The 13,112-nt window shown below is 40.4% G+C and carries 15 protein-coding genes; 7 read left to right on the top strand and 8 right to left on the bottom strand.

All coding sequences use genetic code 11. The features are described 5' to 3' along the window. Nucleotides 1–62 precede the first annotated feature (62 nt). The gene (locus AC0VZ9_RS12340) at nucleotides 63–1,247 is read left to right on the top strand and encodes a processed acidic surface protein (RefSeq protein ID WP_071157792.1); all 1,185 of its coding nucleotides are present in this window, start codon (nucleotides 63–65) and stop codon (nucleotides 1,245–1,247) included. Next, nucleotides 1,244–1,840 (top strand): class D sortase, encoded by a 597-nt coding sequence (locus AC0VZ9_RS12335; RefSeq protein WP_009334767.1) that lies wholly within the window; start codon nucleotides 1,244–1,246, stop codon nucleotides 1,838–1,840. Before AC0VZ9_RS12340 ends, AC0VZ9_RS12335 begins: the two co-directional genes overlap by 4 nt. A 53-nt stretch (nucleotides 1,841–1,893) precedes the next feature. Here the strand turns inward: AC0VZ9_RS12335 and AC0VZ9_RS12330 are convergent, their stop codons facing one another. The 3 genes from AC0VZ9_RS12330 to AC0VZ9_RS12320 form a co-directional block, all read right to left on the bottom strand. Then, nucleotides 1,894–2,085, bottom strand: a complete 192-nt coding sequence (locus AC0VZ9_RS12330; RefSeq protein ID WP_009334768.1) for a hypothetical protein — start codon at nucleotides 2,083–2,085, stop codon at nucleotides 1,894–1,896. Between the two features lie 374 nt (nucleotides 2,086–2,459). Then, nucleotides 2,460–3,179 (bottom strand): YebC/PmpR family DNA-binding transcriptional regulator, encoded by a 720-nt coding sequence (locus AC0VZ9_RS12325; RefSeq protein WP_009334770.1) that lies wholly within the window; start codon nucleotides 3,177–3,179, stop codon nucleotides 2,460–2,462. Between the two features lie 191 nt (nucleotides 3,180–3,370). After that, on the bottom strand, nucleotides 3,371–4,324 hold the full coding sequence (locus AC0VZ9_RS12320; RefSeq protein ID WP_009334771.1) for a Gfo/Idh/MocA family protein: 954 nt from the start codon (nucleotides 4,322–4,324) through the stop codon (nucleotides 3,371–3,373). A gap of 168 nt (nucleotides 4,325–4,492) precedes the next feature. On the opposite strand from AC0VZ9_RS12320, the gene AC0VZ9_RS12315 reads away from it, so the two are divergent. Together AC0VZ9_RS12315 and AC0VZ9_RS12310 are read left to right on the top strand one after the other, a co-directional pair. Then, complete coding sequence (locus tag AC0VZ9_RS12315; RefSeq protein ID WP_009334772.1) at nucleotides 4,493–4,723, top strand: hypothetical protein; 231 nt, start codon at nucleotides 4,493–4,495, stop codon at nucleotides 4,721–4,723. Nucleotides 4,724–4,991: 268 nt separating this feature from the next. Then, entirely contained in the window at nucleotides 4,992–6,245 is a 1,254-nt protein-coding gene (locus tag AC0VZ9_RS12310; RefSeq protein ID WP_071157794.1) for a cytochrome P450, read from the top strand. Between the two features lie 116 nt (nucleotides 6,246–6,361). Here AC0VZ9_RS12310 and AC0VZ9_RS12305 read toward each other — a convergent pair whose 3' ends face one another. The 5 genes from AC0VZ9_RS12305 to AC0VZ9_RS12285 form a co-directional block, all read right to left on the bottom strand. Then, on the bottom strand, nucleotides 6,362–7,477 hold the full coding sequence (locus tag AC0VZ9_RS12305; RefSeq protein ID WP_083390498.1) for a thermonuclease family protein: 1,116 nt from the start codon (nucleotides 7,475–7,477) through the stop codon (nucleotides 6,362–6,364). A gap of 113 nt (nucleotides 7,478–7,590) precedes the next feature. After that, complete coding sequence (sdaAA, locus tag AC0VZ9_RS12300) at nucleotides 7,591–8,466, bottom strand: L-serine ammonia-lyase, iron-sulfur-dependent, subunit alpha (protein ID WP_034297166.1); 876 nt, start codon at nucleotides 8,464–8,466, stop codon at nucleotides 7,591–7,593. Between the two features lie 34 nt (nucleotides 8,467–8,500). Next, a complete protein-coding gene (gene sdaAB / locus AC0VZ9_RS12295; protein WP_009334776.1) occupies nucleotides 8,501–9,163 on the bottom strand; it encodes an L-serine ammonia-lyase, iron-sulfur-dependent subunit beta in 663 nt (220 codons plus the stop codon). An 85-nt stretch (nucleotides 9,164–9,248) separates the two neighbouring features. Beyond that, nucleotides 9,249–9,929 carry a helix-turn-helix transcriptional regulator gene (locus tag AC0VZ9_RS12290; RefSeq protein ID WP_226280769.1) on the bottom strand — a complete coding sequence of 227 codons (681 nt, stop codon included), beginning with the start codon at nucleotides 9,927–9,929 and terminating at the stop codon, nucleotides 9,249–9,251. A gap of 166 nt (nucleotides 9,930–10,095) precedes the next feature. After that, on the bottom strand, nucleotides 10,096–10,329 hold the full coding sequence (locus AC0VZ9_RS12285) for a hypothetical protein (protein WP_009334778.1): 234 nt from the start codon (nucleotides 10,327–10,329) through the stop codon (nucleotides 10,096–10,098). Nucleotides 10,330–10,490: 161 nt separating this feature from the next. On the opposite strand from AC0VZ9_RS12285, the gene AC0VZ9_RS12280 reads away from it, so the two are divergent. The 3 genes from AC0VZ9_RS12280 to AC0VZ9_RS12270 are packed head-to-tail and all read left to right on the top strand — an operon-like array spanning nucleotide 10,491 to nucleotide 13,104. Continuing rightward, nucleotides 10,491–11,885 (top strand): sensor histidine kinase, encoded by a 1,395-nt coding sequence (locus tag AC0VZ9_RS12280; protein WP_071157796.1) that lies wholly within the window; start codon nucleotides 10,491–10,493, stop codon nucleotides 11,883–11,885. Then, a complete protein-coding gene (locus AC0VZ9_RS12275) occupies nucleotides 11,863–12,540 on the top strand; it encodes a response regulator transcription factor (protein WP_071157798.1) in 678 nt (225 codons plus the stop codon). The genes AC0VZ9_RS12280 and AC0VZ9_RS12275 overlap by 23 nt, the downstream gene beginning before the upstream one ends. Before the next feature lie 3 nt (nucleotides 12,541–12,543). After that, nucleotides 12,544–13,104: a TVP38/TMEM64 family protein gene (locus tag AC0VZ9_RS12270; RefSeq protein WP_071157800.1), complete on the top strand. Its 561-nt coding sequence runs from the start codon at nucleotides 12,544–12,546 to the stop codon at nucleotides 13,102–13,104. Nucleotides 13,105–13,112: the final 8 nt, after the last annotated feature.

Here is a 13,112-nt window from a genome sequence, read left to right as displayed (position 1 = left end):
CCGGAAAATATTTTTTCCATTATATTATTCTAGAAATTATTACTTATATGGAGGAACTATCATTGAAAAGACTAAGTATAATTATTGCGTCCATCTTATTGTTAAGTTTGTTTCCGGCTGTCAGCCTTGCAGCACCAAGTGAAGATGAAGTGGCTGAATTCGTTAAGGAAACAAATTGGTCTGAAGAAGGATTAATTGACCACCTGGAATATTTTTGGGATATGAATATCGAAGATTTCGATACGTTGGAGGAAATGATCGAATATCTGGGTGAGCCTATTACGGAAGAAAATCTCCAGCAGCTCTTAGCTGAATATGTTTTTGAAAATGAGGAAGAGTTAGTGGCACTGCTTGCGGAGAATGGAGAAATGGAAACGACTGATGATGTTCGGGATGTTTTCCGATATATTGATGCCCTAGATTCCACTGTATCTTTTTTAACATATACAGGCACTGAAATTAACGAAGAAACTCTTAAGCAGCTATTAAATGATTACGGGCTTACAAAAGAAGAGCTCATTTCCCTGCTTGAGGAGAACGATGACTCCCTTGAAAACTACGAATATATTGAGGACCTTGATATCATGGTTTCCATTTATTTAGGTGGAGATGAATTGCCTGGTGAAGACGAAATGAACCAAATACTCGCAGATATAGATCTTACCGATGAAGAACTTGAAGCATTATTTGCACATTTTATGACTTTGGATTTCGAGAACCCAGACTTGCTTGATAAAATGATGGACCTTGAAAGCCGTTTAATGGCATTTGGCGAGTTTGATAGTGCCGGGGATTTAACAGAAGCAGAAATAGCTGAACTTATCAGCATTATGCAGGAAATGATGGATCTATTCCAGCTTGATGCCGAGTTTTATCTTGTGAAAGATGGCGAAAAAACCCATTTAACAACAGCTGAAATGGTTGCTTTGGAAGAAACAAAAGGCCATGACCTGCTTATTGAACTTTATAATACTCAAGGCCAGTTCCTGGCAGATATGATTATTACAGCTGAGATGTTCAGTTCAGAGCTAATTGAAGACACAGTGACTGATTTGAATCAGGCGGAAACTGTTATCAAAAAGCAGGGTCCTGCTAAAGTCAAACCAGTTTCCAAACACCCAAAAACTGTAAAAGGCGGAAAACTGCCAAACACAGCAGGCAACTATATTGAAGGAGTATTAGCAGGCATCGGTCTGATCCTTATAGGGATGGCCATTTTACACAGACGGAAAGTGAGAGCTGCGTGAAAAGGAAACTTACATTAAAAGGAGCTATTGGTCTAACGTTTATTTTGGGTGGAATTTGGATTGCCGCTTCAAATTTTATGCCATATTTGAATAGCCAAAAAACTTCAGCCCATATAGATCCCTCCAGCACTGGAAAAACAGATGTGAAGACTGAACAAAAAACGGAACAGCATAGCCTATACACTGTCCGTCCTGAAATGGGAGAAGAAATGGGCGTACTATCAATACCTAAAATATCGGCCCATCTTCCAATCTTCCATGGTACGGACGAAGATGAGTTAGAAAAGGGAGTTGGCCATTATGCCGGCAGCGTCCTTCCAGGAGAAGAAGACAATTCAGTCCTTTCCGGCCACCGGGATACAGTCTTTCGCAAACTTGGAGAAGTAGACATTGGCGATTTGCTTGTCGTGAACACTTCTGCTGGTGAATTTACCTATAAAGTTCGTAAAGTAAGAATCGTCGATGCAGACGACAGAACCGTAATTGTACCTAAGCCGAGAGCAACTCTTACTGTCACAACCTGTTATCCTTTTGACTTTATTGGCGATGCACCACAGAGATATATCCTCATTGGAGATCTTGTAAGAAAATGAAAAACCCGCTAACCAGGCGGGCTTTTAGAGGGAGGCCGTTTTTGGCCTTCCTTTTATTCTGTAATTGTGACTAACTTTACATCTGCAAAATCAAATCGATGGTAGTGGCCTTCAGTACATGTTAGTTCTACAAATCCTTCCAGGTCTTTAATGCTTCCAATTACTTCGGATTTATTTTCTGCTTCAACCTCTTCTGTTACGGTAACACCTTTTTCAAAAGTATAAATAACCTTAAACGTATTCATGTGTGCTTAACTCTCCTTTCCCCATTCAAGTTCCCGTGTACACAGTATTTAAACACAGAAATTTCTATTGCAGTTATTTTCCATTAGTCAGACTTAACTCCAATGTATCTTTGGATGGGAAATTAGGGACAATACTTACATTCGGCAAGGAGATAGCACTTAATAGCAAATTGCTATTCGACAGATATCGGCTGATATCACCATAAAACCATATTTTTTTCAGCAGTTTTGCAAAAGAGAGTGAATTCAATTTGATAATCCAGTATTCCTTTTTTTCCATATGCATAATACTTTATACTGGATTTATTAGTTTACATAATAAAATTATTTTACAAAAAAGAAGTCCAGCAATTAAGTGGACTTCTCTTTCTCTATTATTCACCTAGGTCTGCATTATGATAAACTCTCTGGACATCTTCCAGATCTTCAAGGGCGTCAATCAGCTTTTCAAATTGAGCCTGTGCATCAGCCTCAAGGGTGACTTCATTTTGCGGGAGCATTGTTAATTCAGCAACAGCAAACTCATTGATGCCTGCTGACTTGAATGCTTCCTGAACTGCATGAAACTGATCGGGTTCTGCATAAATGATTACCGTATCATCTTCTTCCAGAATATCACGTGCATCTACGTCTGCTTCCATCAGGATTTCCAGGACTTCTTCCTCCGATTTGCCTTCAATGCCGATAACTGCGGTTGAGTCGAACATATAGGAAACGGATCCGCTCACGCCCATATTCCCGCCATTTTTTCCGAATGCAGCACGTACGTTAGAAGCTGTGCGATTTACGTTATTAGTCAATGCATCGACTATTATCATGGATCCGCTAGGCCCGAATCCTTCATAGCGAAGCTCATCATAGTTTTCTTCCGCTCCGCCTTTTGCTTTTTCAATTGCACGATCAATGATATTTCTTGGCACGTTATATGTTTTTGCACGTTCGAGCACAAATTTTAAAGCCTGGTTTGCTTCCGGATCAGGCTCCCCTTGCTTGGCAACCACATATATTTCAAGTGCAAACTTGGAATATACACGGCTCGTATTTGCGTCTTTTGATGCTTTCTTTTCTTTAATATTGTTCCATTTACGGCCCATATGTCCCACTCTCTTTCAACTTTGGATCTATGAAATTTATGATTAGTAATAGAGTCTTCTTTACTGGGAAGAACTCTCACCTGATTATTATACATTAAAACACCTGATTTTTTCGAGTATTGTTTCATAAGAAGAAGCATGGGACTTCCAGGGTAACGATAAATAAAAAAGAGACACAAATGTGCCTCTAATTAGCTTAATAGGATTTTTTCCAGTACCTTCTGCACCTGATACCCTTCTTTAAAGGAAACCAATAATGCGTGTTCTCCTCTTATTGCTTTGCAGAGTTCTGCAGGCAGACTGTTTTCCGGCTCATCAAGCCTTAAAATTTCTCCGCTGTTTTCGGACGTACTCTGTACAAGAACACTCCAGTTCTGCATATCCAACGTGCCCTTTTCACCAAAAACCTTAAAAGACAGATGTTCTTTTTGTCCAATTCCCGCTATACCGTTTAATAGAACAGGAATGCCGCCTGAAAGCTTCAATGATGTGGTAAAGCTGGTTTCACATAGATGTTCATTATCCGGATATTCCACAAAAGAACGGACATGGAGCAGCTCTCCGAAGGTGTCCAGAATCATATGAACAAAGTGAGGAGCTACTTCCCGGATAAAGCCTCCCTGTTCCCTGCTGGAAATCCAATCGTTCTGCTGCCATTCACGCGGCCATTGTGTAAATTGCAGGTGCAGTTCTACCTTCTTAATCTCACCCAGTTCACCATTCTGTATCTTTTCCCTAAACATTTTAAAGGCTGGGCTGTATGCCATTGGAAAATTCATGGTATGGATGATTCCTGCATTTTCAGCAGCTTCATACATTTCCTTCGCCTCTTCAATGGAATTGGCCAGGGGCTTTTCACAAAGAAGATGCTTGCCGCTCTTTATAATATCCATGCTAATTGAATGATGCCATTTTGGCGGAACACCTAAATAGATGAGTTTTATGGTTTCGTCCTTGAGCAGATCGAAATGATTGGTATGTATCGCTGCATCTGGCAGCTCAGCTTTAAATTTATCTAATCGATCGGCTTTTCGATCACAAAGCGCTGCAATCTCAAACTCCTCATGCTGCCGAAATTGACGCAGTATCCTTTCCCCTACGGCACCCATTCCTATTAATCCAACTTTAATCTTTTCCTTCAACATACTTCACCTGCTTGTTTAATTTCATAGTTCTCAATTGAATTATACAGTTTATTATAAAAATTCTAAAGTTGCAAATTCTCTAATAAGTTAATAAACAAAAATATACTGGCCAATAATTGGATAGAAAAACAATGAATGGGGACATTAAAAATAATTAAGCATTAGGAGGTGTCATCATTGAACCTTGATAAGGATATGCAATTTGAAATCAAAAGTACTTTCGCGCCGAATCTTAACCGTTCCCAAACACTTAGAATTTTAGAGGTGACTCAGAACAGCGTTGTCATCCAGATGGACAGGTCAAATGGACGCGGAGTTTTCCCGGCAGATAATTTTCATTATTGGATTAAAAGAGGTTCCCTTATTAAATTGAATGACCATCATAAAAGAACCTCATAGAACACTGGGCAGGAGCCAGTGTTCTTTATTTTTTGGATCCGTCTATTAAAGCTTTATGACACTACCCTTATCTTTCTGCTTCAATCAGGCAGATCGCTGCCTGCAGGATAACCAGTAATCATTTACCTGCAGCCGAATCTATCCATTATCCCCCCTGTATACATATTTAATATTATAATGCTGGATCCTGAACAGGTTTAAAGAAATGAAATTAAGTAAATAGCCTAAAAGAATGGATTAATAATATTGAGACAAGGAGTATTGATAGATGACTAATCGTAACATCCCCCATGACAAAAACCTTGATAACAGCCTCACATTATTACAGGAAGGGTATCTATTCATTAAAAACAGAACAGAAAAGTACCAATCTGATCTATTTGAAGCACGCCTGCTGGGCGAAAAAGTTCTTTGTATAAGCGGAGAAGAAGCTGCAAAGGTATTTTATGATGACAGTCTATTCCAGCGAAAAGGTGCTGCGCCCAAAAGGATACAGAAGTCACTTTTTGGCGAAAATGCTATTCAGTCGATGGATGGTGAAGCACATATTCACAGAAAGCTTCTGTTCATGTCACTAATGACACCTCCACATCAAAAAAGGCTCACCAAGCTTGCCATACAGGAGTGGGAAGCATTAATCCCAAAATGGGAAGGAGCCAAGCATGTCGTTCTTTTTGATGAGGCGAAAAAGCTATTAACCCGCATTGCATGCAAGTGGGCAGGAGTCCCCCTTAAGGAATCGGAATTAGAGGAGCGTGCTGAAGATTTTTATGCGATGGTTGATGCTTTTGGTGCTGCAGGGCCTCGTCACTGGAAAGGCCGGAGAGCTCGATCCCGTACGGAAGAATGGGTAAAATCGATTATGGAAGGTGTACGCAATGGTACATACAGTGCAGAAAAAGGTTCCGCACTGTATGAAATGGCTTTTCACAAAGAACTTAACGGCAGACAGCTTGATGTTCAGATGGCTTCGGTTGAATTAATTAATGTGCTGCGTCCAATTGTGGCCACTGCAACCTTTATTGTCTTCGCTGCCGTTGCTGTACATGAATATCCGGAAGTGAAACAGCAGCTGCAATCCGGGCCTCCGGAATATCTTGAGATGTTTGCTCAGGAAGTAAGACGCTATTATCCGTTTGGTCCTTTCCTTGGTGCAAGGGCCAGAAAGAATTTCACATGGAAAGAAGCTGAGATCACAGAAGGAATGCTTGTGCTGCTTGATATGTATGGTACAAACCATGATGAGCGGCTTTGGTCGTCACCGAATGAATTCAGGCCAGAAAGATTTAAAGATTGGGATGGAAGCCTTTTCGATTTTATTCCCCAGGGCGGTGGCGATCCTGCCAAAGGACACCGCTGTCCAGGTGAGGGCATTACGGTTGAGATTATAAAAACGAGTATAAATTTTCTGGTGAATTTTTTAAACTACAATGTTCCAGTTCAAAATTTAAACTTCAGCCTGTCCCGAATGCCTTCATTGCCAGAAAGCGGATTTGTCATGGATAATATTAGAAAGAAGTAAAAATAGGGGCATCCTGCTTATTAAAATGACAGGATGCCTCTTAATATGGTTATTTCGCTATTAAGCAGTTGAACTTTAATATAAGTGGATGCAGGTTAATAATTGCTTAAAGTTAATCAGCGTTCACAGGCATAATTGTCCTTGTCTCTATCATGTTTTGAGTCATAGGCAGGATGTGTAGAAGGCACACCACTTGGATATACCTTCCTTAACTCGGTACAGTTTTGGTAGGACTCAGTGCTGCTGCCTGTACTGCTGGCTGTCCCACTGCTGTCATTCGACCCGCTTCCGCTGGCATTCCCCGAACTTGACGAAGAACTGCTGGCTGCTGCAGAATCCAGGTCCCCTTTAGTTGTTCCCTCATCCCCGAGAGCCCATAACCCTTTATTGGCTTCCCTTGCTTCCCTTCCAAATTCTCTGAAGTATTCACTGTATTTTACATCAGGATTATAGGTGGATGGCTCGGCATAACCATTCAGAACCAAGTGTGCATTGAACATTTTTTCACGTATTTCATTTTCGTCCATATCATCAGTGGGGATGTCCACCCAAACAATTCTAAGCAGGCGGCCATACCGGTCTGTGTCAGAGACATCCTTTTGCATCCAGATTTTCTTGCCAGACAGCTCAGATGTGGTAAATTGGCTTGCTTCTTTTCCGTATTCTTCCACTCTCGTTGTTGATTCGGGAGTGTTCACTCCAATCAGGCGGACTTTCCTCCCGTCTGATGTTTCAATTGTATCACCGTCTACTACTCTGCCAACGGTAACTAGTTCCAGGCCCAAGCTCTCTGCAGCCTGATTTTGATCCTGTTCCTGTTTTTGCTTTTCAGCCTCTTCTTGTTTCTGTTTTTCTACCTGTTCTGCTTCCAGCCGGGCTTGCTCCTCTGCCTGCTTTTTGGCTTTCTCTTCTTTAGCCTTCTCTTCAGCAAGCTTTTCTTCTTCAGCCTTACCTGCTTCACTCTGATCTGTTACTATTTGTTTTTTCTCAGGCTCATTTACAGTTTCTGTTGCATCTGAATCTGCAGTTGCTAAAAAAATGGATAACACAAAACCTGCAGCCATAATCCAGCCAGATCTTTTGAAATTTATCTTATATTTTCGATACTGATTATTTAAATATAATCCAATAAGAAAGACAGCTAACCCAATAAATGCGGCAGGAGCTGCAATTCCCAGTAACAGCATAAACACAATAGCAATAGTGATAATAGTCCATCTTATAACTTTCAAACTCTTTTTTCTCTCCCCTTTTTAAAGTTAACCTAAATTAGCATAAACTTTTTTCCACATAATTATAAACACCAATTCACTAAAGAATTGGTGTTATAACCCAATAAACTAATTTACTGTTTTTTCCCAAAGATCTCTTCCTGCAGTCTTCTTCCGGTTGGCGTGGCAGCCAGCCCTCCCTCAGCTGTTTCCCTGAGTGCTGAAGGCATGGATTGCCCGATAAGGAACATTGCGTTGATGACTTCATCACATGGAATTCTGCTTGTAATTCCGGCGAGGGCCATGTCTGCTGCTGTCATGGCGTTGGAAGCACCCATGGCATTTCGCTTTACACATGGAACTTCTACTAGTCCCGCAACTGGATCACAAACAAGGCCCAGCATGTTTTTAAGTGTTATTGCCATCGCTTCAGCCGCCTGTTTTGGTGTCCCGCCTGCCATTTCTACAATAGATGCTGCCGCCATGCCGCTTGCAGACCCTACCTCAGCCTGACATCCTCCTGCTGCACCGGATATGGAGGCATTGTTTGCCACCACAAAGCCAAATGCTGCTGAAGTAAACAGAAATTCTATCATTTCCATTCGTGTTGGATTGAGAACTTCTTTTACAGCGAACAGTGTGCCTGGCACCACGCCAGCCGAACCTGCTGTAGGGGTGGCACAGATTGTACCCATTGCAGCGTTCACTTCATTGGTTGCAACTGCTTTGCTGACAGCATCCAATAAAATATTTCCTGATAAAGCCTTTCCGCTCTGAATGTACTTTTGCAGAAGGACTGCATCACCGCCAGTCAGACCCGTAACAGACGTGACACCTTTCAGTCCTCTCTCGACAGCCTGTTCCATGACTGTCAAATTGCGGTCCATTTTGGCGATAATTTCATCACGAGTCAAACCAGTTACTTCTATCTCCTGCTGAATCATGATTTCAGCAATTTTTACACCTTTATTTTCAGCGAGCTCAACAAGCTCAGCAACATTTCTAAACAACATTAGACTTTCCCTCCTGATGACCAGCTAACTATTAGTCAACCATTCTGATAATTTGAGTGATATTCGGAAGCCCTTCAAGCTCTGTCATCACATCATGGCCGATCTTCTGATCCACTTCAATGACCATAATTGCCATTTTCCCTTTTTCCTTGCGTGAAACTTCCATATGTCCAATATTAATCTGGTGCTTTGATAAAATATTCGTAACAGCGGAAATAACTCCAAACTGATCGTTATGCACAACTAAAATGGCAGGATGTTCGCCAGATAACTTTAGTTCAAAAGAATTCAGTTCGGTTATTTCTATTGTCCCGCCGCCGATGGATATCCCCACAAGTTCAAGGTCACGATCTCCTTCGGTAAGCTTGACCCGTACAGTATTAGGATGGTCTGTAACGGTATCTTCAACTGTAAAAATGACTTCAATCCCTGCTTCTTCAGCTAATTGAAGAGCAGAAGGAATTCGCTCGTCAAAAGTATCAAAGTCGAGGATTCCGCCAACAATGGCAACATCCGTACCATGTCCTTTATAGGTTTTTGCAAAAGAACCGTATAAAGAAATCTCGGCTTTGGACGGCTGTTTTCCGAAAAGAGTCCGGGCAACACGCCCAATGCGTGCAGCTCCGGCTGTATGTGAACTTGAAGGTCCGATCATAACCGGTCCAATAATATCAAACGCGGATCTGTATTTCATTTTTTATGCCCCTTTACTTTTAAGGTCTTTTAATTCATATAGCTGCAATGAAAATTACAGCAAGCAGGCTTTTCCTCAAAATTCTTTATTTATGCTCCACAGCTTCCGGCTGCAGCTCATTAATCGTTCTGATTTTCTGCAGGTAATTATAGATGGTGAATTTGGAAACCCCAAGCACAGATGCAACATAATCAGTTGCCCCTTTAATGAGGAATGTCCCTTTATCTTCAAGCTGGCGGACACATTCAACTTTTTCTTCGAGCGTCATCAATGAAGGTGCCTTCCTAAAGCCTTGAAGTACTTGATCCACCATCTCGTGAATAACATCCTGGACGGAATTAAAAAAGGTCTCCGATTTAGAAGAATGTTCATCAAAGCTGATAAACTCTTCAATCTCTCCTCCAAATTGCATGAGCAGACTAATATCATAATTAAGGCACAATGCACCAATTACTTTATTTTCATCATCACGCAGAAAAATCGTGGATGATTTCATGACATTCCCTTTTTTGGATTGTGTTTTATAATTGGCTATATCATTAACTTCGTTTTTATGTTTGGCTAATTCATTCAATACAAGATCTGTAATGGGTGAGCCGATTTTCCTGTCCGTTATATCTCCTGCTATATGAATAAGCGATTTTTTTAAGTCGCTGAAATCGTGCACGGCCACTTCACAGCGGGAACCAAACATTCGAACCAGCATATCTGCGGTTCGGATCGCCAAGTCAAAAACAGGTCTATGGCATTCCTTCAACTTTGTCACTCCCTTTTGTGAAATCGCTTTCATTATTATACTACTCTATATTTCTTTATAATTTCATATTAACATAAAAACATACATTGTTAAAATAAAATTTTAATAGCTACAAAAAAATTGTAAGACACATAAAAAATTGCCGCAACAATAAATCAGATGCGGCAATTCTATATTATACATTTTTTAATACAAGATAAAGCCTGTTGACTCGCTCAGTTCGTTCCTCCTCGGAAGCAAGATCAAATTTTTTCAGTAAATGGAATACCTCATTTAAAATATCCTGTGTATGTTCCTCCTGAAAAAAAGATTGAAACAAAGAACTCATATCGTCCGGCAGAAATTCTTTCTGCTGTTCAAACTTATTTTGTACATCTTCCGGTGTGTGATCCAGTTTACATTCACTCATAAAAAAACCTCCAGTATGACTGTTACTTACTTTTTTCATTATGATAAATCATTATTCTATTTTACCTTCTACAGTCCTATTAAAACATATACCTCTTCTGCATAGTTTCTTCAAACATTTCGACTATAATAGAATTAATTGATTTGAAATGAGTGAGTTCTTTGAATAAACTTTCCATGAAGCTGGGCCTGTTGTTCTTTCTGATCCTTTTTGGGCTTGAAACAATTATGTTCTTCTTTTTACATAGTACCCTTGTTGAATCACGTGTGGAGGAAGAGCTGATAGCTCTGCAGACACGCGGCAATTCACACCGTGCTATACTCGAAAAGCATTTTGATGAAAATACGATTTCCCATGTGGCTCTGATGGAATCTGAAGCAAATACAGATGTAGTTATTACAAATACGAATAATGAGATCCTTGGTGCTTCTGTTGATAGCAGTTTGATCCAAAAGTACATAGAAAGGCCGCTAATATCTTCTATAAGGGAAGGCATAACCATCGAGGACAATTGGAAAGAGGAAGATTATATCTCAACAGTCAGCCCGATCGATCAGAATGGAGTGCTGACTGGCCATGTATATATGTTTCAGGATACAGCTTGGATTCAGTCGTTAATTTCACGCTTAAATGAACAATTTTTAATCGCCGGTTTCATTGCCGTCATTTTTACCATTACTATCATCATCTTTTTATCAAAGGCACTGGCAAAACCGCTGATTAAAATGAAGGAAGCCACCTCACAAATTAGCAGCGGTGATTTTTCAGTTTCCCTTCCTAAAACCGGTGACGATGAACTTGGGGATTTAGCTCGGTCCATTCAGTTATTGGCGGATGACCTGAATTATCTCAGAGAAGAACGCAATGAATTTTTATCCAGTATATCGCACGAACTTCGCACTCCTCTTACTTATATAAAGGGGTATGCGGATATAGTTCAGAAGCGGAACCTGAGCCCGGAAGAAAGAAATCAATATTTATCAATTATTCTGGAGGAAACCAACCGGCTTTCAGATATGGTTAAGAATCTTTTCGATTTGGCTAAAATTGATAAAAATACCTTTGATATAAAAAAAAGATCTATTGACCTGAAGGATTTTATGAAAAAAATTGAAACAAAATTCTCACCGGCATTCACCGAAAAAGGTATGCTGCTGTCTGTTATTTGTCGTGAATCAATCACTATTTCTGCGGATGCATCAAGGCTGGAACAGATCATATTTAATCTTCTGGATAACTCCATTAAGTATTCCACAGCTGGAGATAAAACAACAATTAATATAAACAGGACCAAAAAACATGTCATCATTAACATAAAGGATACCGGAAGAGGAATCTCTGAAGAGGAACTGCCCTTTATCTTTAACCGGTTTTTCCGAGTGGATAAATCACGTGCAAGAGCTCTTGGAGGGACTGGTCTCGGGCTTGCCATTGTTAAGGAACTTGTCCATGCCCATGGAGGGACTATATCGGTCTGCAGCAGAGAAGGTGACGGCACAGAATTCGAAATTGTTTTTAAGGGAGAAACGGAAAGTGAAAACAATACTTTTGGTTGACGATGAAACAAGAATGCTGGATCTAATTTCTTTATACTTAACACCCCTCGGCTACAATTGCATTAAATTGGCATCAGGCTCAGATGCCTTGCTTTACTTAGAAACCCATTCAGCAGATCTCGTCCTTTTGGATGTTATGATGCCTGAAATGGATGGATGGAAAGTATGCGAGGAGGTAAAAAAATATTGGGATATTCCCATCATTATGCTTACTGCGAAAAGCGAAAAGCCGGACATTGTAAAAGGATTGAACATCGGAGCAGATGATTATATTTTAAAGCCATTCGATGAAGAGGAGTTATCTGCAAGGATTGAAGCAGTTCTGAGAAGAAACAAAAAAGATGGAAAAACCAAAACCTTTAAAGGGCTGGAACTTAAAGAAGATTCTTTTGAACTTTGGTATAAAAATAAGGAAATCCTTTTGACTCCCAAAGAGTTTTCAATGTTAAGCCTGTTCCTCTCAAACCTGAACAGAGTTTTTTCACGTGAGCATTTAATAGGCTCTGTATGGGGTTATGGCGTTTCAATCGAAGACCGCACCATCGATTCGCATGTCAGAAATTTACGGGAAAAATTAAGAAAAGCCGGGTTTCCTGCAGATCAGTATCTGACGACTGTCTGGGGTTTAGGCTATAAATGGGCCGGAAAGGATTAATGGATGTTTTCTGATATCATAGGATGGCTTTCAGATGAACCGATATTGGCAGCTTTTTTTAGCATATCCATGAACATTGCTGCCGCGATAACGGGTTTCCTCCCAAGTGCCTTTATTACTGCGGGCACAGTTGCTGCTTTTGATCTGAAAATGGGGCTAATCCTATTAATCATCGGAGAAGCAGCTGGAGCAATTATAAGTTTTATTCTTTATCGTAAAGGAATCACTGCGCTTACCTCCTCTTTTCCTCAGCTTAAGAATAACAAATTATTTTCTAAGCTCCAAAATGCGGAAGGGCCGGCTGCCTATTTCATGGTTGTTTTGCTGAGGGTATTGCCGTTTGTCCCATCAGGTGCAGTCACACTGGCAGCAGCATACAGCAGGATGAGGCTTCTGCCCTTTGGCATTGCCAGCACCATCGGAAAAATACCTGCTTTGTTAATTGAAGCCTTTGCGGTTTCACATGCACTAAAATTAAAAATGGAGCTGCAAATAGCCATTTTCCTTTTTACTGCTTTTTCCTTTTTGGTTTACTATTTATTAAAAAAATATAAATTAAGTTAAGGAGCTTA

It is taken from the genome of Cytobacillus sp. QJM3NY_8, assembly GCF_056173585.1.
The sequence above is the reverse complement of the archived record's forward strand: the minus strand, read 5'-3'. Positions and strand labels throughout refer to the sequence as shown.

Coding starts and splice junctions, on each gene's coding strand:
- AC0VZ9_RS12330 (WP_009334768.1), bottom strand. CDS start 2,085: ATGAATACGTTTAAGGTTATTTATACTTTTGAAAAAGGTGTTACCGTA.
- AC0VZ9_RS12325 (WP_009334770.1), bottom strand. CDS start 3,179: ATGGGCCGTAAATGGAACAATATTAAAGAAAAGAAAGCATCAAAAGAC.
- AC0VZ9_RS12320 (WP_009334771.1), bottom strand. CDS start 4,324: ATGTTGAAGGAAAAGATTAAAGTTGGATTAATAGGAATGGGTGCCGTA.
- AC0VZ9_RS12310 (WP_071157794.1), top strand. CDS start 4,992: ATGACTAATCGTAACATCCCCCATGACAAAAACCTTGATAACAGCCTC.
- sdaAB (WP_009334776.1), bottom strand. CDS start 9,163: ATGAAATACAGATCCGCGTTTGATATTATTGGACCGGTTATGATCGGA.
- AC0VZ9_RS12285 (WP_009334778.1), bottom strand. CDS start 10,329: ATGAGTGAATGTAAACTGGATCACACACCGGAAGATGTACAAAATAAG.
- AC0VZ9_RS12270 (WP_071157800.1), top strand. CDS start 12,544: ATGTTTTCTGATATCATAGGATGGCTTTCAGATGAACCGATATTGGCA.